Raw genomic sequence first — 23,199 nt, 5'->3', positions numbered from 1 at the left:
CGCCGGGTAGCGTCGAGAAAGTGGTGACCAGGTCATGAAGCTCAACAACGCGTCCCTTTCCGAGATCACGATCTCGAAGCCGTCCTACGATCGCAGTGAGATCAGCGTCGGCATAGTGCATTTCGGGGTGGGCGGCTTTCACCGAGCCCACCAGGCGATGTACCTCGACCGGCTGCTCTCCGACGGCAAGGCCAAGGAGTGGGGCATCTGCGGCGTCGGCGTACTGCCCGGCGACCGCAAGATGGCGACGGTCATGGCCGACCAGGACGGCCTCTACACCTTGATCTTGATGAACCCCGATGGCACCCGCGACGCACGGGTCATCGGTTCGATCGTCGACTACAAGTTCGCGCCCGACGACCCAGAGGCCGTCATCGAACTGATCGCTGCTCCGACGACCCGCATCGTCGAACTGACCATCACCGAGGGTGGCTACTTCGTCGACGACGCCGGCCCGGACAGCGTCTTCGGTCTGGTGACCGCGGCGCTCGCCCGGCGCAAGGAACGAGGCATTCCGTCGCCGACGATCGTGTCCTGCGACAACATCGAGGGCAACGGCGACGTCGCCCGAGAGGCGTTCACCACCTACGCCGAGCGGACGCAACCCGACCTGGCCGAGTGGATGAGGGCCAACACACGCTTCCCCAACTCGATGGTCGACCGGATCACGCCGGTCACCACGCCGGACGTGATCGAGAACCTCGCCGCCGACTCCGGTGTCGACGACGCGTGGCCGGTCGCGGCGGAACCGTTCACCGCGTGGGTGCTCGACGACGACTTCTCCGACGGTCGACCGCCGTACGACGAGGTCGGCGTGCTGCTGGTCGACGACGTCACGCCCTACGAGCTGATGAAGCTGCGACTCCTCAACGCGGGCCATCAAGCCCTTTGCTACTTCGCGTATCTGGCCGGCTACCGACTCGTGGCCGACGCGGCAGGCGACCCCTTGTTCGCCAAGTTCCTTCTCGAGTACATGGACACGGAGGCGACCCCGACCCTCAAGCCCGTTCCCGGCATCGACCTCCCGAAGTTCAAGCAGACCGCCATCGACCGCTTCGCCAATCCCAGCGTGCGCGACACCATCGTCCGGCTGTGCTTCGGCTCCTCGGACCGCATCCCGCAATGGCTGGTGCCGGTCATCAAGGAGAACCTGCGTTCCGGTGAGCCAGTGAGGTTGTCCGCGGCGACCGTCGCAAGCTGGGCCCGCTACGCCGAGGGCGTCGATGAACAGGGCGAGCCGATCGACGTCCAGGACAACCTCGCGGACACCCTGGTGCCACTGGCCAAGTCGCAACTCGAGAATCCGACGACATTCATCGAGAACACCGCGCTGTTCGGCGAACTCGCCGCCGAGCCACGCTTCGTCGAGGCCTACCTGTGGGCATTGGATTCGCTGCACCGCGTGGGATCTCGCGCCACGCTGGAGGCGCTGTTGAACTCGGACGAGCGATGACGAACCGCGCCCTCGTCATCGGCGAGGCGCTGATCGACATCGTCGCGCGAGAAGGCAAGGTGCTCGGCGAGCACGTCGGCGGAAGCCCACTCAACGTCGCCGTCGGACTGGGCCGGCTGGACCGCGGCGTCGACTTCCTCACCCACATCGCCGACGACGAGCGCGGCCGGCGCATCGTCGAGTACGTCGAGGCGTCCGGCGTACGGCTGGTGCCGGGCAGCACCGGCGCAGAGCGCACGCCGACGGCTGCCGCCGCCATCGACGAAAATGGCGCTGCGACTTACACATTCGACATCGAGTGGCAGCTGAGCGGGACACCGGAGGTCGCTCCCCCGCTGGTCGCCCACACCGGGTCGATCGCCGGATTCCTCGACCCGGGCTGCCTCGCGACGGCCGCGCTGCTCGACGCCTACCGCCTCGCCGCCACCATCACGTTCGACCCGAACGTCCGGCCCGCCCTCATCGAGGACCACGATCAGGCCGTCGACCGGATCAACCGGCTCGTCGAGAAGGCCGACGTGGTCAAGGCCAGCGACGAGGACCTGCACTGGATCGACCCGACCCGCACGCCCGAACAAATCGCGACGGCATGGCAGAGCCTCGGCCCGTCGATCGTGGTGGTCACCATGGGCGGAGACGGCTCGTTCGCGGTGTGCACCGCGGGCACCGTGCGCGTCGCGGCGCGCCCGGTCGAGGTGGTCGACACCGTCGGCGCAGGCGACTCCTTCATGACCGGTCTCATCGACGCGCTGTGGTCGTTGGACCTCCTGGGCGGCGACCGGCGTGCGGACCTGGCCCGCATCGACGTCGACGCGCTGGAGAGCGTGCTGCGAGCGGCGGCACACGCCTCGGCGGTGACCGTCGCCCGCGCGGGGGCCGACCTTCCGGATCGCGCCGCTCTTCAATTGGGGTGAGGCCGTGGGCCATACTGGGTCATGCGTTCCATCTGGAAGGGATCGGTTGCCTTCGGCCTGGTGAACGTGCCGGTCAAGGTCTACAGCGCGACTGAAGACCATGACATCAAGTTCCACCAGGTCCACGCGAAGGACAACGGTCGCATCCGCTACAAGCGGACCTGCGAGGTGTGCGGCGAGGTCGTCGAATATCGCGACATCGCAAAGTCGTACGACGCTGACGACGGTCAAACCGTCATCATCACCGACGAGGACATCGCCACGCTGCCCGAAGAACGCAGCCGGGAGATCGAAGTCGTCGAGTTCGTTCCGGCCGACCAGATCGACCCGCTGATGTACGACAAGAGCTACTTCCTCGAGCCAGATTCGAAGTCGTCGAAGTCCTACATGCTGCTGGCGCAGACGCTCGCCGAGACCGACCGGGTCGCGATCGTGCACTTCGCGTTGCGAAGCAAGACCAGGCTGGCGGCGTTGCGCGTCAAGGACTTCGGCAAGCGCGAGGTGATGATCGTGCACACCCTGCTGTGGCCCGACGAGATTCGGGACCCCGACTTCCCCGAGCTGGACAAGAAGGTCGACATCAAGCCCGCCGAGCTCAAGATGGCTGGCCAGGTCGTCGAGTCGATGACCGACGACTTCCATCCCGAGGCGTTCACCGACGACTACCGCGTCGAGATGATGGAGCTGATCCAAGCCAAGATCGACGGCGGGCAAGCGTTCTCGGTCGAGGAACAGCCCGCGGAGAACCTTGACGAGACCGACGACGTGTCGGATCTGCTGGCCAAGCTGGAGGCCAGCGTGCAGGCGCGGGCTGGCGCCAAGAAGGCACCCGCGGACGAGGCACCCGCCAAGAAAGCCGCCGCCAAGAAGGCACCGGCGAAGAAGACGGCCGCAAAGAAGGCACCGGCCAAGAAGGCCGCCGCGAAGGACTAGCTGCAGCGAGCCTTCATGTCCCGAATCGGTTGGCGGATGCCGTCGAGTTCAGACTTCGTCTGAGGATTGGCGGCGAAGTAGTCGTCGACCTGCTTCTTGACTTGGTCGCGGGGTTGCCCCTTGAGCGTCGAGAAGAAGGCGTTGGCGTCGGGGTGGGTGAAGAAGTAGTCCGCCGTCGCCGTCGAGACCACGCCCTTGAGCTGTTCGAAGTCGGCCGCCGAGCAGCCGGGCGCCGGCGGTGGCGGCGGATCGGCAAGGGCTGACGGCGCCGCACCGAACAACACTGCCCCGGTGATGGCGGCAGCTACGACGCCGAGCGTGGCTCGCGTGGGAATCGACATGAATGAGTCTCCTTCGGTGTGAATGGCGCTACGGATGACTGTCGACACTATCGATGTCCGCCACCGCCGGAGGCGCCACCGCCACCGCCGCCGGAGTGCGATGCGTTGTTCGGCTGGAGATCCGTGCCGCCGCCGGCCGGGTTGAAGTACCAGTCGTTGTCGAAGGGATAGCTCGCGTTGTCCGATGGTGCTGGCGCGTCGTTGATTTGGACGTTGCCAGGGCTGTCGACGATGCCGGCGGTGTCGCAATTCACGACCGCCGGGTCGCAGCTTTCGTCGGCGAAGGCGGTTGGCGCGGCAGCGATGGCCGCCGCGGCGCACGTGGCGGCGAAGATCCCCGCCACCGTCGATGTCTTCACACGCATGACACTCCCCCTTCGCGCGCCGTCGCTCGGCGGTCGATGAGCGGAAGGTACCACCGCTGGACGTCGTGCCAGGGTGTTTGCGCATCCCTGCTTTCGCCCACCGCGACATCTGCACCAGGGCTGCTGATTCCGCGAGATCACGACCGCGGTGCAGAACTCGGCGAAGGCGGTGGAGTCCAGCCGCGACGGGCGAACGCGGCCCGCACTCGATCGAGCGTGAATCGTCGACTGTGTTCGGCCACGACCCGGAGGTCGATCCAACCCTGGCGGTCGACGAGATCGCCTCTGCCGATGTCGTGGACGTACTGCCTCCGCTCGGCACTGTGATGCGCTCCCTCGTAGTCCAAGCCGACCTTTGGCTCGTCGTAACCCATGTCGATGAACGCCCGAGCGACTCCGTCGGATACCTCGATCTGGGTTCTTGGCGCCGGCAGACCGTCGTCCACCAGGATGAGGCGCAGCCAGGTCTCCTTCGGCGACTGGGCCCCGGAATCCATCAGCCCCAACGCAATTCGCGCCCGCCGCACACCACGCGCTCCCCGGTATCGCGCAGCCAACTCCAGCGCGGCGGTTGCCGTAACTGCAGTGGCGGCGGCCAATGCGTCGAGGTGCGCCACCGCAACGTTGCGCGGCAGGTGTCGGCCGAGGTCCAGCGCGGTGCGGGCCGGCGTCGTGACGGGCAGACCGCAGACCTCGGTGATCTCGTCCGCGCCGATCCGCTCCTCGCGCACGATCACTCCAGCCCGCGGACGGGTGTGCGCCGTGACCACCTCGATGGGAGTCGACGCGTCGACCCACTTGGCTCCGTGCAAGGCCGCCGCGGCGCGCCCTGCGATCACCCCGCGTCTGCTCGTCCACAGCCAGGCCGCGTGCGCGTTCGTCAGCACAGTCTGATCGGCGCCGTTCGGAACGTAGACGCGTGGGTGGGCGGCGGTGTAGTTCCACCGCAGCCCGCCGCGGGTGAGATGGCCGTCGCGGATGGCCTCACTACCTACGATTGGCTGCCACATGTCTCGCATGCTGGCCGTCGGCACCGACGGAAAAGGCCCCGGGGGAACGAGTTGTGCACAGGCACGTCCGCGATTTCTGCGGCAGGGTCGTGATCGCCGCTGAATCGCGACCGTGGCGCAGAACTCGCGATCCGCTGACAAACTAGAACGTGTTCTAGTAGCGTCGCGACCGTGATTCTGGACAAGTTCAAACTCGACGGTCAGGTGGCCGTCGTCACCGGAGCAGGACGCGGACTCGGCGCCGCCATGGCGCTGGCCTTCGCCGAAGCAGGCGCCGACGTGGTGATCGCGGCGCGGACGCAGTCACAGCTCGACGAGGTGGCCGAGCAGATCAGGGCCACCGGGCGCCGCGCGCACGTCGTGGTCGCCGACCTGGCCCATCCGGAGGACACCGCGTCGCTGGCGCAGCAGGCCGTAGAGGCCTTCGGCAAACTAGACATCGTCGTCAACAACGTCGGCGGCAGCATGCCGGCGCCACTGTTGGACACCTCGACCAAGGATCTTCGCGACGCCTTCACGTTCAACGTGACGACGGCCCACGCGCTGACCACGGCCGCCGTCCCGCTGATGCTCGAACACTCCGGCGGCGGCAGCATCATCAACATCACATCGACCATGAGCCGAGTCTCCGGCCGAGGGTTCGCGGCGTACGGGACCGCCAAGGCGGCGCTCGCCCACTACACCCGGCTGTCTGCCCTCGATCTGGCGCCGCGCATCCGCGTCAACGCCATCGCGCCGGGGTCGATCCTCACCTCGGCACTCGACGTCCTGGCCAGCAACGACGAGCTGCGCAAACCGATGGAGGACGCCACGCCGATGCGCCGGTTGGGCGATCCCACCGACATCGCCGCGGCCGCCGTCTATCTCGCGTCGCCCGCCGGCAGTTACCTGACCGGCAAGACCCTCGAGGTCGACGGCGGCATCACCTTCCCCAACTTCACCTTCCCGATCCCCGACCTGTAAAGGACGACCACATGGCGATCAAGGTCGCAGCCATCGGCACCGGCAACGTCGGCAAGCACGCGCTCACCCAGCTGATCAGAGACCCCCGATTCGAGCTCACCGGCGTGTGGGTGTCCTCGGATGCCAAGGCGGGCAAGGACGCCGGCGAGCTCGCCGGACTCGACCGATCGACCGGCATCACGGCCACCACCGACCTGGACGCCATCCTCGCTGCCAAGCCCCAGTGCGTGGTGTACACCGCGATGGCCGACAACCGACTCGTCGAGGCGCTCGAGGACTACCGACGCATCCTGGCCGCCGGCGTCAACGTGGTCGCCAGCGCAGCGGTGTTCCTCCAATTCCCTTGGGGCACCTTGCCCGACGAGATGATCGCGCCCATCGCCGAGGCCGCCGAAGCGGGCGGGTCCAGCATCTTCGTCAACGGCATCGACCCCGGCTTCGCCAACGACCTCATCCCGATGGCACTCGCCGGGACATGTCAGAGCGTCGAACAGATCCGCTGCATGGAGATCATCAACTACGACACCTATGACAGCGCCACCGTCATGTTCGACGTGATGGGCTTCGGCAAGCCGCTCGACGAGACCCCGATGCTGCTGCAGCCCGGCGTGCTGAGCCTCGCCTGGGGCTCGGTGGTGCGGCAGCTCGCCGCGGGCCTCGGCGTCACCCTGGACGAGGTCACGCAGAGCTACGTCCGCGAACCCGCCCCCGAGGACTTCGACATTGCGTCGGGGCGCATCGCCAAGGGCACCGCGGCAGCCCTTCGCTTCGAGGTCCGGGGCATGGTCGACGGGAAGGCAGCCGTCGTGCTGGAGCACGTCACCAGAACCCGCGACGACCTGTGCCCGGACTGGCCCCAACCGGCCCAGGAGGGCGGCTCGTATCGCATCGAGATCACCGGCGAGCCGACCTACTCCATCGACCTGTGCCTCAGCAGCCCCAACGGCGACCACAACCACGCCGGCTGCGTGGCGACGGCGGCGCGGGTGGTCAACGCGATCCCCGAGGTGGTGGCCGCACCTCCCGGCATTCGGACGACGCTCGACTTGCCCCTGGTGACCGGAAAAGGGTTGTACGCTGGGAATCTGCTGTCCAACGCTTAGAAGGGCCTGCCATGCGCACGCGCTACCTCATCGGTTTGATCGCGTCGGCGGGCGCCGCGGCCGCGGTCGTCGTCGCCCCTGCCGCGTCGGCCGAGCCGAACGAAGTCTCCAACCAGCCGGCCTGCACGTCGACCGGGCAGGTCGGGGAAACCGGCACGAGCACCACCGAGTGCCAGACCCCCGGCAACGTCGAGATCTCCGCCGAGGCGCCCGACGTGCCCACCTGGAGCTACCCCTGGGATGACGAGTTCTACGGTTCGGCTCTGGTCATCGGTGGCGGCGAGCGCGGTTAAATGCGTTCCCTGACAACCGCTTTGGCGGTCGTCTCGGCAGCGACCGCAGTGGCACTGGCGCCATCTGCGGCTGCGGCACCCCAGTGCGTCAACACCGGCCCGACGACGACGCAGTGCGACACCCCGGGCCACTCCCAGATCACCACGTCTCCCCCGGCGATGAACGACAACGCGTGGTGGCCCTACGGCGGCGTGGTCGTCGGCTTCCCCTGGTAGCCACCAGACCCAGATTTCGGCTAACCTAACTTTTCTATTCGCTTGTCCGGATAGAAGGGAACGGTGTTGTCGATCGCGAACAAGGTGCCGCAGCGCGCCACCGTGATGCTGCTCGGACCTGCCTTCGTGGCCGCGATCGCCTACGTCGACCCCGGCAACGTCGCCGCCAACGTCAGCGCCGGCGCGCAGTACGGCTTCCTGCTGGTGTGGGTGATCCTGGTCGCCAACGTAATGGCCGGCCTGGTGCAGTACCTGTCGGCCAAGCTCGGACTCGTCACCGGACGCACCCTGCCGGAGGCCGTCGCCGACCACTCCCGAACCCGAACCAGGGTCGCCTACTGGCTGCAAGCCGAATTGGTGGCCATGGCAACCGATCTCGCCGAGGTGGTGGGTGGCGCGATTGCGCTGTACCTGCTGTTCGACCTGCCCCTGCTGGTCGGCGGCGTCATTACCGGTGTGGTGTCCATCTTCTTGCTCGCGGTGCAGAACCGCCGCGGGCAGCGCGTGTTCGAGCGCATCGTCACCGGCCTGCTCCTCGTCATCGCCGTCGGCTTCCTCACGAGCCTCTTCGTCGCCCCGCCGGCCCCGAGCGACGTGATCGGCGGCTTGGTACCGAAATTCGACGGCGCCGAGAGCATCCTGCTGGCCACCGCGATGCTCGGTGCGACCGTCATGCCGCACGCCGTGTACCTGCACTCGGCACTCGCCCGCGACCGGCACGGCCAGCCCGACGAGGGTGCGCCGCGGCGCCACCTGCTGCGGGCCACCCGCTACGACGTCGGCCTTGCCATGCTCGTCGCGGGCGCGGTCAACCTCGCGATGCTGCTCGTCGCCGCCACCAACCTGCAGGGCGTGGACAACACCGACTCCATCGAGGGCGCCTACGCCGCGGTGCAGAACTCGTTGGGACACACCGTCGCCCTGTTCTTCGCGATCGGTCTGCTGGCCTCCGGGCTCGCATCCACCTCCGTCGGGGCCTACGCAGGCGCGATGATCATGCAGGGCCTGCTGCGAAAGTCCTACCCACTGCTGCTGCGCAGGGTCGTCACCCTGATCCCGGCGCTCGTCGTGCTGGCCATCGGCGTCGACCCGAGCCGTGCCCTGGTGCTCTCGCAGGTGGTGCTGTCGTTCGGCATTCCGTTCGCACTGGTGCCGCTGATCCGGCTGACCAGCAGTCGGACCCTGATGGGCGGTGACGTCAACCATCGCGTCACGACCGCACTCGGCTGGACGGTCGCCGGGATCATTAGTGTTCTCAACGTGGTCCTGATCTACCTGACGGTTACCGGCTGAATGCAGCCCTACTTCGCGTACGGGTCCAACCTGGACGTGACCCAGATGACGCGCCGCTGTCCCGACGCGAGCGATCCGCGCCCCGCGGCACTCGCCGACCACGACTGGCTCATCAACGAACGCGGCGTCGCGACGGTGGAACCCCTCGACGGGGCGCGCGTGCACGGGGTGCTGTGGCAGATCAGTGATCACGACCTGACGGTGCTCGACAGCGCGGAGGGCGTCCCGGTGCGGTATCGACGCGACCGGATGACCGTGGAGACCGACGACGGGCCCGCCGAGGCGTGGGTCTACGTCGACCCGCGCGTCGAACCGGGCGCCCCTCGCCCCGGGTACCTGGAGCGGATCATCGGCGGCGCCACCCACCACGGTCTGCCGACGCGGTGGGTCGAGTACCTCCACCGATGGGATCCGGTCAACTGGCCACGCCGCCTGCCCCACACGGATTTGCCTGCGCCGCAGACGCTTTCGGAGCTGCTCGCCGATCCCGACGTCGTCGAATCCAGCACGCTGCGGTCACGCTTCGGCTTTCTCGCCATCCACGGCGGTGGGCTGGAGCGGATGACCGACGTCATCGCCGAACGTGCGGCGCTGGCCGCCGACGCGTCGGTGTACGTCGTCCGGCACCCCCAGAACTACCCACACCACCTGTCGTCGGCCGCGTACCGCGCCGGGGAGTCCGCCCTCCTGGACGCCTTCCTCACCCACGTCGACGTGGTGGTCTCGCTGCACGGTTACGGCCGCGTGGGACGCACCATGGAGCTGCTGGCTGGCGGCGGAAATCGGACTCTGGCAGCGCATCTCGCCGCGTACGTGTCGGTGCCAGGCTTCGAGGTGGTCAACGATCTGGACGCCATCCCGCGCGAACTGCGCGGCCTCCATCCGGACAATCCAGTGAACCGGGCGAGCGGAGGCGGCGCGCAACTCGAGCTGACGCCGCGGGTGCGGGGCATCAGCCCGCGCAGCGGGCCCACCGGTGACGACGGCTTGAGCGCCCCGACGAGGGCACTCGTCGTCGGGTTGACCGCGGCGGCGAAGGCCTGGCCGTCAGCCGACGACTGACGGCGCGTTCACTTCCCGGGTCGCTTCGCTCCTGCCCTCCGAAGACACGCCCAGCTCTCGGAACGCCGATTCGACGTCGTCGGCGCGCGGCAGATCGATCGCATCGCAGACTCGCATGACCCGTCGCAGCGCGGGACCCTCGATCAGGCGCCAGCTGACCCCGATCGCGGCGCAGCACCGGTCGACCCTGTGCAGAGCAGCCAAGGCGGGAGCGCCGAAGAAGTCGACGGCGGTGGCGTCGACGACGAGCGCCCCGGCAATCGCGACGTGCCGCTCCAGATAGCCCGCCAGCCGGGTCGCGTTGCTCGCGTCGACTTCACCGCGGATCGAGACGACGACGGCGGGTTGCAGGACCACCGACGCACTGGCCCTGCCCCAATGCTCACCGATGCCGATGGACCTCGGATCGGGACGGTAGACGCGACATGTTCCGATGGGTGCCATGGTGACCCCCTGAATTAGAGAACGGTTGGGGCGCCGTGCTCTCGACGTAGGGGGAACGTACAACGAATTCCGCAGTGGGTGTCGACATTCGCAAACAGCGGAAAAGTCGGTAATCGAGCCCCCATGGGGGCGATTTGCCAGATGTGCGACGCGATCCGTTGCCACCACTCCCGAGAGCAAACCGAAGGCCGCTCAGGGGCACCCACGGGGCCCGTCGTGACGTGCGCAGAGGCACGCCACGACGGATTCCGTAGCTACTCCTCGATGGCAAGCACCGGCGTCGGCCGCTGGAAGCCACGCGTCACGACGGCCAGCCAGATGACGCCGATGGCGAGCCAGATGAAGCCGACCTCCAACGTGAGCCAGGACAGGCTGGTCCACAGCCACGCAGTCAGGAGGAAGCCGATTCCCGGCAACACGACGTTGTTGAAGACGTTCTTCTCGCCCGCGTCGACGAAGTAGTGCTTGATGACGGTGAGGTTCACCGCAGAGAAGGCGATCAGTGCCCCGAAGCTGACGATCGACGCGAGGAACCCGAGGTCGATCCAGATGGCCACCAGCGAGACGACCGAGACCACCAGGATGGCGAACGTCGGCGTCGCGAAGCGCAGCGAGACGTGTCCGAACACCTTGCGCGGCATGATTCCGTCGCGGCCCATGGCGTAGAGAATTCGGGCAACGGACGCCTGTGACGTCAGCGCGGAACCGATGCAGCCGACGATGTAGGCGGCGGTGAAGAACGTGTTCAGGAACTGACCACCCGCAGCGGTCATCACGTCCAGGGAGCCCGAGTCGACGTCGGCGAACTGGTTCGAGGGGAACACGAGTTGCGAGACGTAGGACAGGCCGAAGAAGATCAGCCCGCACGTGATCGTCGCGATCATGATCGCCTTGGGAACGGTCCTGGTCGGATCCTTCGCCTCTTCGGACAGCGTCGAGACGGCGTCGAAGCCGAGGAAGGACAGGCACAGGATTGCCGCACCGGCGAAGATCGGGTTTGCCCCGCTCACGCTGCCGTCACCGGTGAACGGCGCCATGAAGTCGACGGTGCCCACCTTGTTGATGGTCAGGAAGGCCATCACCACGAACACCACGATGAAGATGCCCTGCAAGGCCAGCAGCAGGAAGTTCGCCCTCGCCACCGACACGATGCCGACGATGTTGAGAACCGTCACGACGACGATCGACCCCAGGATCCACACCCAGTTCGGCACGGCGGGAATCGCCGCATTCATGTAGACGCCGATCAACAGGTAGTTCAGCATCGGCAGGAACAGGTAGTCGAGCAGCAACGACCAGCCCGCCAGGAAGCCGACGGGCGCACCGAAGGTCCGCTGCGTGTAGGCATAGGTCGAACCCGCTACCGGGATCGCGGCCGACATCCGCGCGTAGGACCTCGCGGTGAACACCATGGCCGCCAGCGTCACCAGGTAGGCGACCGACAGCCGGCCACCGGTCAGCTGGGTCACGATGCCGTAGGTGGTGAACACCGTGAGCGGCACCATGTAGACCATGCCGAAGAGCACGAGCGCGGGGACGCCGAGAGCCCGCTTGAGGTGACCCTCTTCCGTCGCAACGGTAGGAGTTACTGCCGACATTGCTGATCCCTTTCTAGGGTGTAACCGAGTATCCGAGTTCGCCTCGGAGGTAGGTGGCCCGAACGACGACGTCGGGAAGCTGCGAGGCGGGCGTCTCGCGTGGGTCGCCGGCCAGCCACACCAGATCCGCGCTGGCACCGGGAGCCAGGCGCCCCCACGTGCCTTCGGCGAAGGCCTGTTCGGCGACCCCGGCGGTATAGGCGCCGAGCGCGCGTTCGATGGTCAGGGCTTCCTCGGGCGTCCACCCACCCTCGGGTTCTCCGTCCGACGTGCGGCGTGAGATTCCGGTGGCGATGCCGTCCAGCGGCGCCCCCGAGGACACCGGCCAATCCGAACCCAGCGCGAGCGGTGCACCGGATTCGTCGAGGCTGCGCATGCGGTACTGCTTGTCGGCGCGTTCGGTGCCGAGACGCGGCACCGTCAGCACCGTCATCAGCGCGTCCATCTGCGCCCACAGGGGTTGCATGCACGGGATGACGCCGAGGGCGGCGAACCGTTCGAGGTCGGTGTCGTCGGCGAGCTGAACGTGGGCGATCACCGGCCGTCGGTCCCTAGGGCCGTTGGACTCGATCGCGTATTCGATGGCGTCGAGGGCCTGGCGCACCGCGGCGTCACCGATGGCGTGAATGTGGATTTGGAACCCGAGCTCGTCCACGCGACGCGCGGCCTGGGCGAGGCTGTCGCCCTCCCACACGGTCATGCCGTGCTGATCCCCCGAGTCGCTGCGCTCCTGCCCCCTGGAATGCTCGTGCAGCCCCGTGCAGTACGGCGCCAGCATCGCGCCCGTCTCGTTCTCCACGATGCCGTCGGCAAAGAACTTCACGGTGTGCGCGGTCAAGAATGGCGAGCCTGCCTCCTCGACGCGGCGGCGGGCGTCGGCGAAACCGGCGAGCTGCGAGTCGAAGTGGCGGGGGTCGGCGTAGAGGGCCAGATTGAACCGGATTCGGAGGGCGTCGCGCTGTGCCGCCGTCAGGTACGTCTCGAGGTCGGCGGGTTCGACCCACGCGTCCTGAACCCAGGTGACGCCCCTCGCGAGGTAGTAGTCCGCTGCAGTGCCGAGTGCGGCCACTCGCACGTCCTCGTCGCGCTCGGGCATCACGGCGGTGACGAGGTCGACCGCGCCCCACTCGCGCATGGTGCCGAGCACGGAGCCGTCCTCACGGTGCGGAATTTCGCCGATGACCGGGTCGGGTGTCTCGGGGGTGATGCCTGCGCGTTCCAGCGCAACGGAATTGACCCACATGGTGTGGTAGTCCCAGGCCCGCAGCGCCACCGGCCGGTCCGGCACCGCCTCGTCCAACCAGCGAGCGTCGAAGAGGCTGTTCTCGGCGAGGCTGCCGTTGTAGGAAGCGCCGACGATCCATTCCTCATCGGGATTGGCCTCGGCGAACTTGCGGACCTCGGCGACGATCTCCTCCACCGAATCGCACGGCCGAACGGCGGGCCCCACGAACTCGAGGCCGCCGAGCATGGGGTGGGCGTGCCCGTCGCCGAAGGACGGCATCAGAAACCCGCCGTCGAGGTCGACCTCGACGGTCTCGGCATGCTCCGCCGCCATTGTCAGCGCCTCATCACCGAGGGCGGCAATGACGCCGTCTTGAACCAAAAGTGCGCTTTCCGTCGGTTCTGAGGCGCATACCCAAATGGTTCCGTTGCGAAATAGCGTTATTGCCACGGATCGGCACACTACGCGGCATCGACGCTTTCGCAAGGCGTAACGGCCCATCCGCAGGGTGTTCAGCGCCGAATACCAAATGTGGAACGTAGAGAGCTCGTCGGCGACGCATTGGAGCCGATCGTGCCGGGCAGCGAGACAGTGGTGCCGGCGCCATGCTGAGTGCCCTCTACCGGACGCGACTCACCCATTTGAGTCGCACGCCAGTGCACCACTACTTCGAACAGGGTGGGTACAGCTGGTACGTCGACGTCGACGAGCTGCCCCAACTCCCGCGGTGGCTGCAGCCCTTCGCGAGTTTTGAAGCGGCCGAACATCTTTCGCCGCCTGCCGAAGGTCCAGACACGTTGCGCGCCCGCGTCGACCAGTACCTCGCCAACCGGGGCGTCGAATTGCCGGGTGGAACCGTGACCGCGCTACTGCAGGCACGCGTGCTCGGCTACGTGTTCAACCCGCTCAGCATCTTTTGGTGCCACGACCGCCACGGCACCCTGCGCCACGTCATCGCCGAGGTGCACAGCACCTCCGGTGACCGGCACGCCTACCTGCTGCCACCCACCGGAGCTCAGCCGGCGGCTGTGAAGAAGGCACTGTTCGTCTCACCCATCAATGAGGCCGACGGCTACTACCTCGTGCGCGCCCCGCTGCCCGACGCCGAGCTCGCCGTCACGATCTCCCTGCATCGCGAGAACAAGCCCGCATTCGTGGCGACTCTCGACGGCACGCGGCGGAAGGCGTCGATTGCCAACCTCCTGCGGCTCCAGCTGGTGGCTCCGCTGGCGCCGTTGATCGGCGAAATGTGGATCCGCCTTCAGGGGGTCACGCTGTGGACGCAACGAGCGCCCGTCGTTCGGGAGGCCCCCATCCCGGAGCGCGAAAAGGTCGGCCAATTATGACCCGACCGAGGGCTGTCGAATCTCGCCCCGGCACATCCCCTTTCACGCCACGACCGCTCAAACCGCGGTTATCGTGACCACCCTCGCGCAGGCCAGTACACTTCGCGGCGTGACAGCCGACCTCGACGCCTTGCTGCGCCGGGTGGCAGAAGAGGACGTCGAGGCATTCGCCGCGTTCTACGACAACACCCGCGCACGGGTCTTCGGGTTGGTGCTGCGCGTGCTCCGCGATCCCGGGTACAGCGAGGAGACGACTCAGGACGTCTACCTGCAGGTGTGGCGTAACGCGAGGACGTACAACCCGGCGGCGGGAACCCCCCTTGCCTGGCTGATGACGCTGGCGCACCGCAGGGCCGTCGACCGGGTGCGGTCCGAGCAGTCGGCCAGCCAACGGGAATCGCGCTACGGCGCGGCCAACGTCGACCTGCCAGCCGACCGGGTCGCCGAAGCCGTCATCCAGCTCGACGAACAGCGCCAAGTCACCGAATGCCTCGCGTCGCTGACCGATCCTCAGCGCGAGTGCATTCAGCTGGCGTATTACGAGGGCCTGACCTATGTGCAGGTATCCGAGCGTTTGGCGGCGAACCTTGCCACCATTAAGTCACGGATGCGCGACGGCATTCGTGGGTTGCGCAAGTGTTTGGGGGTCTCGTGACCGAACCACACGACGTTGACTTCTCGTCGAACGACCTGCTCGTCCTTGCCACGCCGTACGCGCTGCACGCGATGCCGCAGACCGAGCTCGACGACATCGACCGACAACTGACCCACGTTCCGCCGCCCGTTGCCATCGCCTTCGCCGACGAGGTTCGAGCGGTACGAGAGACCATGGCGAAGATGTCTGCGTCGACGGCGCAGGAGCCACCAAGCCAGCTGCGCGAACGCCTGCTCGCCGCCGTGGGCGGCGAGGCGCGGGTCATCGAGATGCGCCCGCAGTCGACGCGTTGGCGCGCCGCCGCGCTCGCCGCTGCCGCAGCGGTGGCCATCGGGCTTGGTGCGGTCGGCGTCGGTATCGCGGTGCGGCCTGAGCCGAAACCCTCTGCGGCAGAACAGATCTTTGCGGCCAAGGACGTCAGGACCGTCTCAGGTGCGATCCCGACCGGAGGTACCGCCACCGTGGTGTTCTCCCGCGAACGCAACGCGGCGGTGTTGGTGATGAACAACGTCGAACCCCCAGCGCCGGGCACCGTCTACCAAATGTGGTTGGTCGGCGCGAAAGGTCCTGAGTCGGCGGGCACCATGGACTCCGCGGCCGTCGCCCCGTCGACCACCGCGGTGCTTCCGGACTTGGACGGGTCGACGACTCTCGCCTTCACTGTGGAGCCCAGCGGCGGCTCGTCGGCGCCGACGACCCCGGCGTTCGCCGAGCTTCCGCTCGCCTGACTCACAGCCCCTCCACGGTGGCGGCTGCCACCTCGTCGACGACGTCGGACACGTCCTCGCGGCGTCGCCATGCGCGCTGCTGCCGCATGGCGCCGTTGCCGGTGGTCAGCACGCGGTCGACCTCCGTGCGCACCATGTCGTGGTCGCCGAGCACGGTCAGCGCCGGCTCGAGCCGGTCGACCAAGGCGTGCAACAGCTCAGCGGCAGGACGGAGGGCGCGATCGCCCGGCAGGTCGACGAGCTGGCCGTCGAGTCCGTAGCGGGCGGCCGTCCAGTAGGCCGCCTTGAGGACATGCGCTGCGATGGGTGCCACCGGCTCGCCGCGCTCCCCCTCGGCGATGACGGTCATGACCAGCGCCCTGACCAGGGTGGCGAACAGGACCGTGTCGGCGACGGTGGCAGGGACGTCGGCGACCCGAACCTCGACGGTCGGGAAGTTGGCCGACGGGCGGACGTCCCAATAGACCATGCCGTCGTCGAGCATCGCGCCCGACGCGAGCATCTCCTGAACGGCGGCGTCGTACTCGTCGGCGGAGTCGAAGTGGGGCGGCGGACCCGCGCTGGGCCAGCGCGCCCACAGCACGCTGCGCCAGCTCGCATGCCCGGTGTCGGCGTTGCGGTACACCGCCGAGTTGGCGGTCAGCGCGAGAAGCAGCGGCAGCCAGGGGCGTAACCGGTTGCTGACCTGCACGGCCTCGTCACGGTCGGTGACCGCGACGTGCACGTGACAACCCGAGATGCCCTGTTCGTGGGCGATCATCCCGAACCGCTCGGCAATGTGGGCGTAGCGCGGCTTGTCGGTGACGGGAAAGTGCTGCGGCAGCGTCGGGGGCAAGGCGACGGCGAGCAGACGGGCGCCCGCCTCCTCGGCAGCCTGGGAGGCGACGCGGCGAAGCCGGATGAGCTCAGCTCGAAGGTCGGCGCTGGAGCTCGCCACCTCGGACGTCGTCTCGACCTGGCAGCTGGTCAACTCGAGTTCGAGGTCGACGCCTTGGTGCTTGGCGTGCTCGGCGACGGCGGTGTTGAGCGGCGCGGGCTCCCCAGTGTTGGGGTCGACGAGCAGGAACTCTTCTTCGACGCCGTAGGTCGGGGGTTCGGGAGTGTTGATCCGGCCCATCGGATCGTTCACAACGGGCCGGATCAGGGTGTCACTCCTACTGCCGCGCGAGGTGAGTGCGCGGCTTGAGAATTCAATTGCCCCGCCGTCCGCGGGGTCAAACATCCGTTGTCGAACCGACATCTAGGCTCGGGTCATGGCGCGAGATTTTCGGTTCGGGTTCGGCCTGCACGCCGCCCCACGGCAATCGTCGGTTCAGGATTGGGCGCACCGCGCGGAGGACATGGGCTACGACGTCCTGCACGTTCCCGACCATCTGGGAGCACCCGCGCCGTTCCCGACGTTGATGACCGCGGCGGCCGCCACCGAGAAACTGCACGTGGGCACGTTCGTGCTGAACGCCGGGTTCTACAAGCCCGCATTGTTGGCGCGCGACGTCATGGCGATGCACGACCTCACCGGCGGTCGGCTGGAGCTCGGCCTTGGCACCGGCTACGTCGAGGCGGAGTTCAAGGCCGCCGAGATCCCGTATCCGAGTGCGCGAGAGCGGGTCGACCACCTGCGCCACGTCGTGGAGTACATCGGTGAGCACGCCCCCGACGTCCCGATCTTGATCGCGGGCAATGGGAATCGGGTGCTGACGATCGCCGCGGAGCGGGCTCACGTCATCGGCCTGACCGGAGGCGATCCGGAAGGCCCCGAGGGGGACCCTCTCGCGGAGCGGATCGAGTTCGTGCGCAGGGCGGCCGGCGAACGGTTCGAGGACCTCGAGCTCAACATTGCGATCACCGCCATGCCGATCGACGACAGCGGGACGCCCGACCTGTCGATCACCCGCCGGTTCCTGCCGGAGCTCAGCGACGAGGAACTGTTGCGGACGCCGGGCGTGCTGGCCGGCTCGCCCGGCGACATCGCCGACGAAATCCGCCGCTACCGCGACGCGTACGGGGTCACCTACATCACCGTGCAGCAGCCCCACGCGGAGGCATTCGCGAAAGTCATCGCGCTGCTTCGCTGATCAGCGACCGCGGAGTGCGTCCTTGAGGTGCTCGCCGGTCTGCTTCACGCGAGCCTTCACCTGGTCGACCTTGCCCTCGGTGCGGAGGCGGTCGTTGCCGGTGATCTCGCCGAAGTTCTCCTTGACGCGGCCCGCCAGCTTGTCGACGGAGTTCTTGGCCTTCTTGGAAGTGCTCATGGGGTGGTGTAGCCGTTCCATGACCAGGGGAAACACGAACTTGGCGATGACTTCGGTATGCTGCGATCCGGTCCGCCCCCGTAGCTCAGGGGATAGAGCACGGCTCTCCTAAAGCCGGTGTCGCATGTTCGAATCATGCCGGGGGCACTGTCAGACGCTGTCTTTAACGTGCCTAAATGAAACGATCCATCGTTTAGACCGTCACAGGGTCAGCGTCCACCGATCACCTAGCGACTTTATTCCGCAGGTCCCCGGTTCGAGCCCTGGTGGGGCACCTTGCAACAGCTTCTTACCGCTTTGACGATCGTCGGTCGGCTACCTGGCCCCGGCACTACCCCGGCATGCGACGACGGGTCGCTGTCGGTAGCCCGTAAGAGGATCAATCCCATGGCGAGCAGAAGTAGACTCCCGCCATGGCGGGGGATGCTAGAGGCGGGAGCATCGTCACGCCGCCAGTGGTCCGGGGGTCGCCGAGCCGGATCGACGAGATGATGGAGTCGTTTCAGGAGGCGTACGTCCGCGGTGTCGCTGCAGCAGCGGGGTGCATCATCGCGGGGATACCAGCGATCGATGAAGGGGTGGACCTCCGCCTCACCCATCGTGCAGACGCGCACAAAATGGGCGACCATACTGCTCACCTCGAAGTGCAGATGAAGTCGAGCGGCAAAGGTCCCATTGAGCAGGGAAAATTCGTCACAGCCACATTGAAACGCTCGCGATATGACGATTTTCGCGCAACCGATCTCACCATAAACAAGATAGTTGTGATTTTGCACATGCCCGACGACCAAGAGAAGTGGGTCAAAGCCGGGGAAACTGCATTGCGGCTGCATCATCGAGCCTATTGGGTGAACTTGCAAGGCTTGCCTCCGATCGAAAATCCTGATCAGCAATCGATCACGGTGCGGGCACCAACTAGCCAGATATTCGACGATCTGTCTTTGTGCCGGATGATGCAGCGCATCGGGCAGTGGGAAAAGCCATGACTGTGGAGATCTTTCCAGGCGCCAACGATCCGCAGTCGATCTATGTGCTGCTCCGTCAGTTCCATTGGGAGCCATCCCCGCGTCCAATCGAGCAGCCGTACGACATCTGGACGAACCCCAATTTTGACTCGAACATATTGGTGCCGGTCGATCCCCATAAAGCAGACTTCGACCAGTTGCTTGACCGCGCCTATAAGGCTCTTGTCTACCAACACGGTGCCGACTTCGAGCGGGCTGCCGAACTGCTGGAAGTTCAACGCCGATCCTCGCTGGATGCCACTCGCTGGTCCAAGGAGTCGTTCCTGGACACGGGAATGATCCAATGGAACATCGGTCAAAAGCTGCACGAAGTAGCTCACGATGCTCTCGCCGCTTCTGCCAAAGCTTCGCAGAGGCCCAGGCGCTATTACGGAAACTTCTCTCCCTACATCGCGCGAAAACTTCTAGATGCGACGCTGATGGGCCAGTCTGAACTCGGTAGTTATGTGGTCACCGCGTATATCCCGGCCAATGCTCGATTCTTCTTCAGTGAAAATAGCGAAGCGGCACAAGCATCAAAGTTGATCGATGTTGAGAGTCGGAGCGGCGCGGAAATCGTTGACAAGCTGGAAGAGATAGTTGCGTTAACCCGCGGAAAACTCGATGAATTTCGAACCGACCCTCGGACCACAATTTTCGAAGAGATCGTGCCAGTGGGATTTTCCTACGAGATGGCCATGGCGCTGGCCGAACTCTCAAACCGAGGAGACGGTTCAGTAAGGTTCTCTCGGGCTGGCTCGCGAGATTCTCTAGTTCAGTTCGCCTACGAGTACAGTTTTGGGGCAACGGAATCTCTGGTGCTTGAGCAAGTCGGAGAGTCACTCCGTCTTACTGCGGAACCGGAGCCTGTCAATCTGGTTGGCGAAGTTACCCTGCTTGAGCACGTAGCAAACATTGGCGAATATACGGTTCGCCTTCACGTTGCCAATCAGCCTCGCTTGCGCACGGTACGGATGACCCTAAGCCCGGAGCAGTACGAGGTTGCGATCGAGGCCCACAGGAGTGACGTGCCCCTACGTGTGTCTGGCATCATCCAAAAGCAAGGCAATTACAACTGGCTTGTCGAGCCGACACGCATCCGCATGATCTCCGACCACTCCAATGACGACGACGCGATCGATGACGACTATGCGGAAGAGATTCCCGACGACCAGGATCCACTTTTCTGAGGAAACAACTGCATACCGTCGCCGCCTACAAACTCGGAGGCTCGGGCAGGTGGTTGACCGCCCACCGTCTCCCTCCGGGGTACAGTCGCCCGCACGTCTTCAGAAGCATGGGAAATATGCTGTGCCCCAACTACTTTCGACACCTGCATGAAGTGCGTGCCGGCCATGAAATGCATGACGGCGAAGCCGTGCCATACGTCGTCCACCCAGACTTCGCGCGTCGCCGCCGCCCCGTTACGAGCCGGGGCGTAGCTTGCAGTCCGGCGGCGACAAGGGCGGTAGCTCCACCGATAGAACGTGCCCGTGTCGACGGGCTCCGACCAGTCGAGCGCGGTCGCGCGCCGGGCTGTCGTTGGTCCGCCGCGTGTTGTGCGGTCTCCGCCTGCGCTAGTTCTGCCGGGCCACAACGGAGCCGTTGGCTCATCGGCGCGAAGATGCTTCTCGAGGTAATCGCGCACGCCAACGCGAGCCGAGGCGGCAGCGGCACACTACGACGGCTGCGTGCGCTCTACATGGCGTCGAGATACCCACTCCCCCTGCGTGGATCCTTCGTGCGTCGGCCCTGTGCGGAGCAGCGCGCGCCGGTCCTGCCGTGGGCGAACACAAGTCACGTACCTCCAGGCCCGCGCACTCGTTCGCACGTCGCCCGGTGTAAGCCAGAAAGACATCGTTAGCCTGTACCCCGGGTAGGCGGGCGGTGCGGTGTCTACCGCTGCGCACAGATCGGGAACCTATGTCGCCGTTAGCGGTATGCGCTCGAAGCGGCAGCAGTCGCCGACACGCGCGAAGCCGCCAAGGCGTCGCAGGGATTGGCCGAGGTCGCGCCGTGCTGAACGGCCGCGCGGAGTTCACCGTGCCGCCATGTAGGCGAGCGCACCCCTCTCCTGCGGATATAGAGACCAAATTTCAGAACACACGTGTCTCCTACGGCAAATGACGCTTGCCTCCCGGGCCGTCGCCCGAGAGACTTTAGGGTGCCTACCCTGCGGACTGCGTGTCCGTTCACCTCCCAACGGAGGCTGCGAGGCCGAGCAGGTCGACGCCTGCTCGGCCCCGGTAGGGCTCGCGCCACCCGCGTCCGGGCAGCTCTCAAGGCCGAGCCCTAGGTCTGTTCAGGCATCGTCACCCTCCCCGTAATACATCGCCGGAGTGCCCGTATCGGAATCAACAAATCCAGTGAAATACATGGCCGGTCGGCCCTTCTCGGCTTGCGTCTCCAAGATGACCCCATCAGCGCTGGCTCGATCTATCGCCGTATTCAAAGCACTGTCCGGCCGTTGCCAGTACTGCTCAAGATTCTCGCGTCCGTAGAACTCAAAGAAGCTGTGCCGGAGCTCGTCACGTGTCACTGGTCGGCCGAGCTTCTGTAACAAATCGAAAACCATCAACTTCGACTTGAGACGCTGACCGCCGGGCGGCAAATAGCGAGAAAAGATGCGCGGTACACCGTGCTCATCCTCGTCCGTAGTGAGTCCCCGCCCATCGTCGAAATTGATGGGGACGTCGAACGGATCACCTGGCCCCGTGGCCGACGAAACCACCAGCTTCTCAAGCGATTGGATAGCGGCGCCTAGGCGCTTGAGCAGTGCATTCGCCTCGGCGAGCTGCTGCTCGAGCCGTCCCGCACTTGCTTTCGCAGTGGCGAACTCGCCGCGCAGGGTCTCCAGCGCGGCGACGATCTGATCGCTAGCCATGCACCGAAGCTACCAGATTAAGACGCAATAGGAAGCATTTAGATTCGAATTGGGGTCATTAAGGTGACATCCGGGACACTCTTAAGCGCCCTTCCAAGTGGACGGGCGGCTCGATTCGCTTCGGCTAGTTACACGCGCGCGGCGCGCCGCAGCCGGGTGACGGCACGGCCCCCCAATCCGAACTGCTGCCTTAGATCCAATCCGCCACCCCGGCGGCTGGCGGATTATTCGACACACCTGCGGGCCGATCCGGCGCATACCGCAGCAGAGCGTAAGGGGCCCATTAACAACAGTTCGACCCATCGTTTAGCCATCGCTAATGAACCGGATCCAGCGATCAACAGCGCAAATCGCTAAAGACTTGCAGCGCCAATCTTGGCTGCTAGCTACCAATCCCGAGCAAAGTCAGCATTGAAACCCGACTGCTACAAAAGCCGGTGTCGCATGTTCGAATCATGCCGGGGGCACCACACGTTCTTCAGCCGTAGGTCAGGCCTTTCCGCGCTTTCGCAGGCCGTTGGGCTTCGCAGCGCCCTGGGGGAAGAGGTCGTCGAGCATCGCGTTGACGGCCACGCGCGCCCGGTCTCCACTCCAGTCCTCTGGATCCTTGACCGTCGAGACGAAGAAACCGCGAGACACCAGGAAGAGAACGTCGGCCAGCCATGGAGGCGCGTCGATCGCCGACTCTTCGATCGTCGTGACGATCGATGCGTGATCGTCGTGGGCTTCGTCGACCAACGCCCCCCACTGGTCGCTTGCGGGTTCCTCCTTGGCGAGGATCTCGTGCCACAGCCGGCGGGCTGCGTCGTCGTAGTCCTCTGTGTCAAGAGTCCAATCCATAAGGGCGCGAAGACGATTCAAGCCGGACTTCCGGTCCAGGACCTCCGCCACCGCCGCGTCCCACCCGGCACGAACATGCGACACCGCGTTGACCAGCAGCGCGGATCGGCTGGGGACGTACTTCGTGATGACCGTCGTCGACCGACCCATGCGGGCGGCTACGGCTCGGATCGTGACGGAGCGCGGCCCCTCCTCACGGGCCACGTCGAGGGTGGCTTGAGCGATCTCCGTGAGACGTGCGCTCGTGTCGATTTCGGGCGGCATAGTGCGACCTTAG

General features: G+C 66.0%; 25 protein-coding genes and 1 tRNA gene. 16 read left to right on the top strand and 10 right to left on the bottom strand.

What is annotated here, in order from left to right; genetic code table 11:
- Positions 1–34 precede the first annotated feature (34 nt).
- Genes ASD37_RS07795 through ASD37_RS07785 form a run of 3 tightly spaced genes read left to right on the top strand, consistent with a single transcriptional unit; the run spans position 35 to position 3,300 of the window.
- Entirely contained in the window at positions 35–1,453 is a 1,419-nt protein-coding gene (locus ASD37_RS07795; protein ID WP_056550273.1) for a mannitol dehydrogenase family protein, read from the top strand.
- Positions 1,450–2,367: a carbohydrate kinase gene (locus ASD37_RS07790; RefSeq protein ID WP_056550271.1), complete on the top strand. Its 918-nt coding sequence runs from the start codon at positions 1,450–1,452 to the stop codon at positions 2,365–2,367. The genes ASD37_RS07795 and ASD37_RS07790 overlap by 4 nt, the downstream gene beginning before the upstream one ends.
- Positions 2,368–2,388: 21 nt before the next feature.
- A complete protein-coding gene (locus tag ASD37_RS07785) occupies positions 2,389–3,300 on the top strand; it encodes a Ku protein (protein ID WP_056550269.1) in 912 nt (303 codons plus the stop codon).
- On the opposite strand, the gene ASD37_RS07780 is transcribed toward ASD37_RS07785, so the two are convergent.
- The 3 genes from ASD37_RS07780 to ASD37_RS07770 all read right to left on the bottom strand — a co-directional run bounded on the left by ASD37_RS07780 (position 3,297) and on the right by ASD37_RS07770 (position 5,016).
- Positions 3,297–3,641: a heme-binding protein gene (locus tag ASD37_RS07780; RefSeq protein ID WP_056550320.1), complete on the bottom strand. Its 345-nt coding sequence runs from the start codon at positions 3,639–3,641 to the stop codon at positions 3,297–3,299. The genes ASD37_RS07785 and ASD37_RS07780 overlap by 4 nt on opposite strands.
- 47 nt (positions 3,642–3,688) lie before the next feature.
- On the bottom strand, positions 3,689–4,006 hold the full coding sequence (locus tag ASD37_RS31950) for a hypothetical protein (protein ID WP_056550266.1): 318 nt from the start codon (positions 4,004–4,006) through the stop codon (positions 3,689–3,691).
- Positions 4,007–4,143: 137 nt separating this feature from the next.
- A complete protein-coding gene (locus tag ASD37_RS07770; RefSeq protein ID WP_056550261.1) occupies positions 4,144–5,016 on the bottom strand; it encodes a type IV toxin-antitoxin system AbiEi family antitoxin in 873 nt (290 codons plus the stop codon).
- A 171-nt stretch (positions 5,017–5,187) separates the two neighbouring features.
- On the opposite strand from ASD37_RS07770, the gene ASD37_RS07765 reads away from it, so the two are divergent.
- The 6 genes from ASD37_RS07765 to ASD37_RS07740 all read left to right on the top strand — a co-directional run bounded on the left by ASD37_RS07765 (position 5,188) and on the right by ASD37_RS07740 (position 9,946).
- Positions 5,188–5,979 (top strand): SDR family oxidoreductase, encoded by a 792-nt coding sequence (locus ASD37_RS07765; RefSeq protein ID WP_056550257.1) that lies wholly within the window; start codon positions 5,188–5,190, stop codon positions 5,977–5,979.
- Positions 5,980–5,990: 11 nt separating this feature from the next.
- Entirely contained in the window at positions 5,991–7,082 is a 1,092-nt protein-coding gene (locus ASD37_RS07760; protein WP_056550254.1) for a diacylglycerol kinase, read from the top strand.
- 11 nt (positions 7,083–7,093) lie between these two features.
- Entirely contained in the window at positions 7,094–7,375 is a 282-nt protein-coding gene (locus ASD37_RS07755) for a hypothetical protein (RefSeq protein ID WP_056550252.1), read from the top strand.
- Complete coding sequence (locus tag ASD37_RS07750) at positions 7,376–7,591, top strand: hypothetical protein (RefSeq protein ID WP_056550247.1); 216 nt, start codon at positions 7,376–7,378, stop codon at positions 7,589–7,591.
- 66 nt (positions 7,592–7,657) lie between these two features.
- A complete protein-coding gene (locus ASD37_RS07745) occupies positions 7,658–8,884 on the top strand; it encodes an Nramp family divalent metal transporter (protein WP_255354815.1) in 1,227 nt (408 codons plus the stop codon).
- Positions 8,885–9,946, top strand: coding sequence for a poly-gamma-glutamate hydrolase family protein (locus tag ASD37_RS07740; protein WP_056550244.1), 1,062 nt, complete (start codon positions 8,885–8,887; stop codon positions 9,944–9,946).
- Here the strand turns inward: ASD37_RS07740 and ASD37_RS07735 are convergent.
- From ASD37_RS07735 to ASD37_RS07725, 3 genes are all read right to left on the bottom strand, one after another.
- The gene (locus ASD37_RS07735; RefSeq protein ID WP_056550241.1) at positions 9,932–10,390 is read right to left on the bottom strand and encodes an STAS domain-containing protein; all 459 of its coding nucleotides are present in this window, start codon (positions 10,388–10,390) and stop codon (positions 9,932–9,934) included. The two genes, ASD37_RS07740 and ASD37_RS07735, sit on opposite strands and share 15 nt — an antisense overlap.
- A 254-nt stretch (positions 10,391–10,644) precedes the next feature.
- Complete coding sequence (locus ASD37_RS07730; RefSeq protein WP_056550238.1) at positions 10,645–11,988, bottom strand: APC family permease; 1,344 nt, start codon at positions 11,986–11,988, stop codon at positions 10,645–10,647.
- Positions 11,989–12,001: 13 nt separating this feature from the next.
- Positions 12,002–13,714: an amidohydrolase gene (locus ASD37_RS07725; protein WP_200959802.1), complete on the bottom strand. Its 1,713-nt coding sequence runs from the start codon at positions 13,712–13,714 to the stop codon at positions 12,002–12,004.
- A 104-nt stretch (positions 13,715–13,818) separates the two neighbouring features.
- Between ASD37_RS07725 and ASD37_RS07720 the strand changes: the two genes are divergently transcribed.
- The 3 genes from ASD37_RS07720 (at position 13,819) to ASD37_RS07710 (ending at position 15,942) form a co-directional block, all read left to right on the top strand.
- Positions 13,819–14,559, top strand: a complete 741-nt coding sequence (locus ASD37_RS07720; RefSeq protein ID WP_056550229.1) for a DUF1365 domain-containing protein — start codon at positions 13,819–13,821, stop codon at positions 14,557–14,559.
- Positions 14,560–14,632: 73 nt separating this feature from the next.
- Entirely contained in the window at positions 14,633–15,214 is a 582-nt protein-coding gene (locus ASD37_RS07715; RefSeq protein WP_056550226.1) for a sigma-70 family RNA polymerase sigma factor, read from the top strand.
- Positions 15,211–15,942, top strand: a complete 732-nt coding sequence (locus ASD37_RS07710) for an anti-sigma factor (RefSeq protein ID WP_056550223.1) — start codon at positions 15,211–15,213, stop codon at positions 15,940–15,942. Before ASD37_RS07715 ends, ASD37_RS07710 begins: the two co-directional genes overlap by 4 nt.
- Before the next feature lies 1 nt (position 15,943).
- Here the strand turns inward: ASD37_RS07710 and ASD37_RS07705 are convergent, their stop codons facing one another.
- Positions 15,944–17,059 carry a glutamate--cysteine ligase gene (locus tag ASD37_RS07705; protein ID WP_056550220.1) on the bottom strand — a complete coding sequence of 372 codons (1,116 nt, stop codon included), beginning with the start codon at positions 17,057–17,059 and terminating at the stop codon, positions 15,944–15,946.
- Positions 17,060–17,195: 136 nt separating this feature from the next.
- On the opposite strand from ASD37_RS07705, the gene ASD37_RS07700 reads away from it, so the two are divergent.
- Positions 17,196–18,017, top strand: a complete 822-nt coding sequence (locus ASD37_RS07700; RefSeq protein ID WP_056550217.1) for an LLM class F420-dependent oxidoreductase — start codon at positions 17,196–17,198, stop codon at positions 18,015–18,017.
- Here the strand turns inward: ASD37_RS07700 and ASD37_RS30855 are convergent, their stop codons facing one another.
- Positions 18,018–18,194, bottom strand: a complete 177-nt coding sequence (locus tag ASD37_RS30855; protein ID WP_079924105.1) for a CsbD family protein — start codon at positions 18,192–18,194, stop codon at positions 18,018–18,020. It lies immediately after the preceding gene.
- A gap of 74 nt (positions 18,195–18,268) precedes the next feature.
- Here ASD37_RS30855 and ASD37_RS07695 point away from each other — a divergent pair.
- The 3 genes from ASD37_RS07695 (at position 18,269) to ASD37_RS07685 (ending at position 20,388) form a co-directional block, all read left to right on the top strand.
- Positions 18,269–18,341 (top strand) — tRNA-Arg (locus ASD37_RS07695).
- A 266-nt stretch (positions 18,342–18,607) separates the two neighbouring features.
- On the top strand, positions 18,608–19,180 hold the full coding sequence (locus ASD37_RS07690; RefSeq protein WP_082570020.1) for a DUF4365 domain-containing protein: 573 nt from the start codon (positions 18,608–18,610) through the stop codon (positions 19,178–19,180).
- Positions 19,177–20,388 (top strand): hypothetical protein, encoded by a 1,212-nt coding sequence (locus ASD37_RS07685; RefSeq protein WP_156720783.1) that lies wholly within the window; start codon positions 19,177–19,179, stop codon positions 20,386–20,388. Before ASD37_RS07690 ends, ASD37_RS07685 begins: the two co-directional genes overlap by 4 nt.
- Before the next feature lie 1,112 nt (positions 20,389–21,500).
- On the opposite strand, the gene ASD37_RS07680 is transcribed toward ASD37_RS07685, so the two are convergent.
- Positions 21,501–22,082 carry a hypothetical protein gene (locus ASD37_RS07680; protein ID WP_056550207.1) on the bottom strand — a complete coding sequence of 194 codons (582 nt, stop codon included), beginning with the start codon at positions 22,080–22,082 and terminating at the stop codon, positions 21,501–21,503.
- 489 nt (positions 22,083–22,571) lie between these two features.
- Positions 22,572–23,186, bottom strand: a complete 615-nt coding sequence (locus tag ASD37_RS07675) for a TetR/AcrR family transcriptional regulator (protein ID WP_056550204.1) — start codon at positions 23,184–23,186, stop codon at positions 22,572–22,574.
- Positions 23,187–23,199 lie beyond the last annotated feature (13 nt).

The organism is Mycobacterium sp. Root135 (assembly GCF_001426545.1).
Classification (GTDB): Bacteria; Actinomycetota; Actinomycetes; order Mycobacteriales; family Mycobacteriaceae; genus Mycobacterium.
The sequence above is the reverse complement of the archived record's forward strand: the minus strand, read 5'-3'. Positions and strand labels throughout refer to the sequence as shown.

Excerpts from the sequence above, each read along its gene's own strand:
- ASD37_RS07720 (WP_056550229.1), top strand. The coding sequence starts at position 13,819 with ATGCTGAGTGCCCTCTACCGGACGCGACTCACCCATTTGAGTCGCACG.
- ASD37_RS07755 (WP_056550252.1), top strand. The coding sequence starts at position 7,094 with ATGCGCACGCGCTACCTCATCGGTTTGATCGCGTCGGCGGGCGCCGCG.
- ASD37_RS07770 (WP_056550261.1), bottom strand. The coding sequence starts at position 5,016 with ATGTGGCAGCCAATCGTAGGTAGTGAGGCCATCCGCGACGGCCATCTC.
- ASD37_RS07680 (WP_056550207.1), bottom strand. The coding sequence starts at position 22,082 with ATGGCTAGCGATCAGATCGTCGCCGCGCTGGAGACCCTGCGCGGCGAG.
- ASD37_RS07725 (WP_200959802.1), bottom strand. The coding sequence starts at position 13,714 with ATGGGCCGTTACGCCTTGCGAAAGCGTCGATGCCGCGTAGTGTGCCGA.
- ASD37_RS30855 (WP_079924105.1), bottom strand. The coding sequence starts at position 18,194 with ATGAGCACTTCCAAGAAGGCCAAGAACTCCGTCGACAAGCTGGCGGGC.
- ASD37_RS07750 (WP_056550247.1), top strand. The coding sequence starts at position 7,376 with ATGCGTTCCCTGACAACCGCTTTGGCGGTCGTCTCGGCAGCGACCGCA.
- ASD37_RS07735 (WP_056550241.1), bottom strand. The coding sequence starts at position 10,390 with ATGGCACCCATCGGAACATGTCGCGTCTACCGTCCCGATCCGAGGTCC.
- ASD37_RS07705 (WP_056550220.1), bottom strand. The coding sequence starts at position 17,059 with ATGGGCCGGATCAACACTCCCGAACCCCCGACCTACGGCGTCGAAGAA.
- ASD37_RS07700 (WP_056550217.1), top strand. The coding sequence starts at position 17,196 with ATGGCGCGAGATTTTCGGTTCGGGTTCGGCCTGCACGCCGCCCCACGG.
- ASD37_RS31950 (WP_056550266.1), bottom strand. The coding sequence starts at position 4,006 with ATGCGTGTGAAGACATCGACGGTGGCGGGGATCTTCGCCGCCACGTGC.
- ASD37_RS07730 (WP_056550238.1), bottom strand. The coding sequence starts at position 11,988 with ATGTCGGCAGTAACTCCTACCGTTGCGACGGAAGAGGGTCACCTCAAG.
- ASD37_RS07675 (WP_056550204.1), bottom strand. The coding sequence starts at position 23,186 with ATGCCGCCCGAAATCGACACGAGCGCACGTCTCACGGAGATCGCTCAA.
- ASD37_RS07740 (WP_056550244.1), top strand. The coding sequence starts at position 8,885 with ATGCAGCCCTACTTCGCGTACGGGTCCAACCTGGACGTGACCCAGATG.
- ASD37_RS07785 (WP_056550269.1), top strand. The coding sequence starts at position 2,389 with ATGCGTTCCATCTGGAAGGGATCGGTTGCCTTCGGCCTGGTGAACGTG.
- ASD37_RS07690 (WP_082570020.1), top strand. The coding sequence starts at position 18,608 with ATGGCGGGGGATGCTAGAGGCGGGAGCATCGTCACGCCGCCAGTGGTC.
- ASD37_RS07790 (WP_056550271.1), top strand. The coding sequence starts at position 1,450 with ATGACGAACCGCGCCCTCGTCATCGGCGAGGCGCTGATCGACATCGTC.
- ASD37_RS07760 (WP_056550254.1), top strand. The coding sequence starts at position 5,991 with ATGGCGATCAAGGTCGCAGCCATCGGCACCGGCAACGTCGGCAAGCAC.
- ASD37_RS07795 (WP_056550273.1), top strand. The coding sequence starts at position 35 with ATGAAGCTCAACAACGCGTCCCTTTCCGAGATCACGATCTCGAAGCCG.
- ASD37_RS07780 (WP_056550320.1), bottom strand. The coding sequence starts at position 3,641 with ATGTCGATTCCCACGCGAGCCACGCTCGGCGTCGTAGCTGCCGCCATC.
- ASD37_RS07685 (WP_156720783.1), top strand. The coding sequence starts at position 19,177 with ATGACTGTGGAGATCTTTCCAGGCGCCAACGATCCGCAGTCGATCTAT.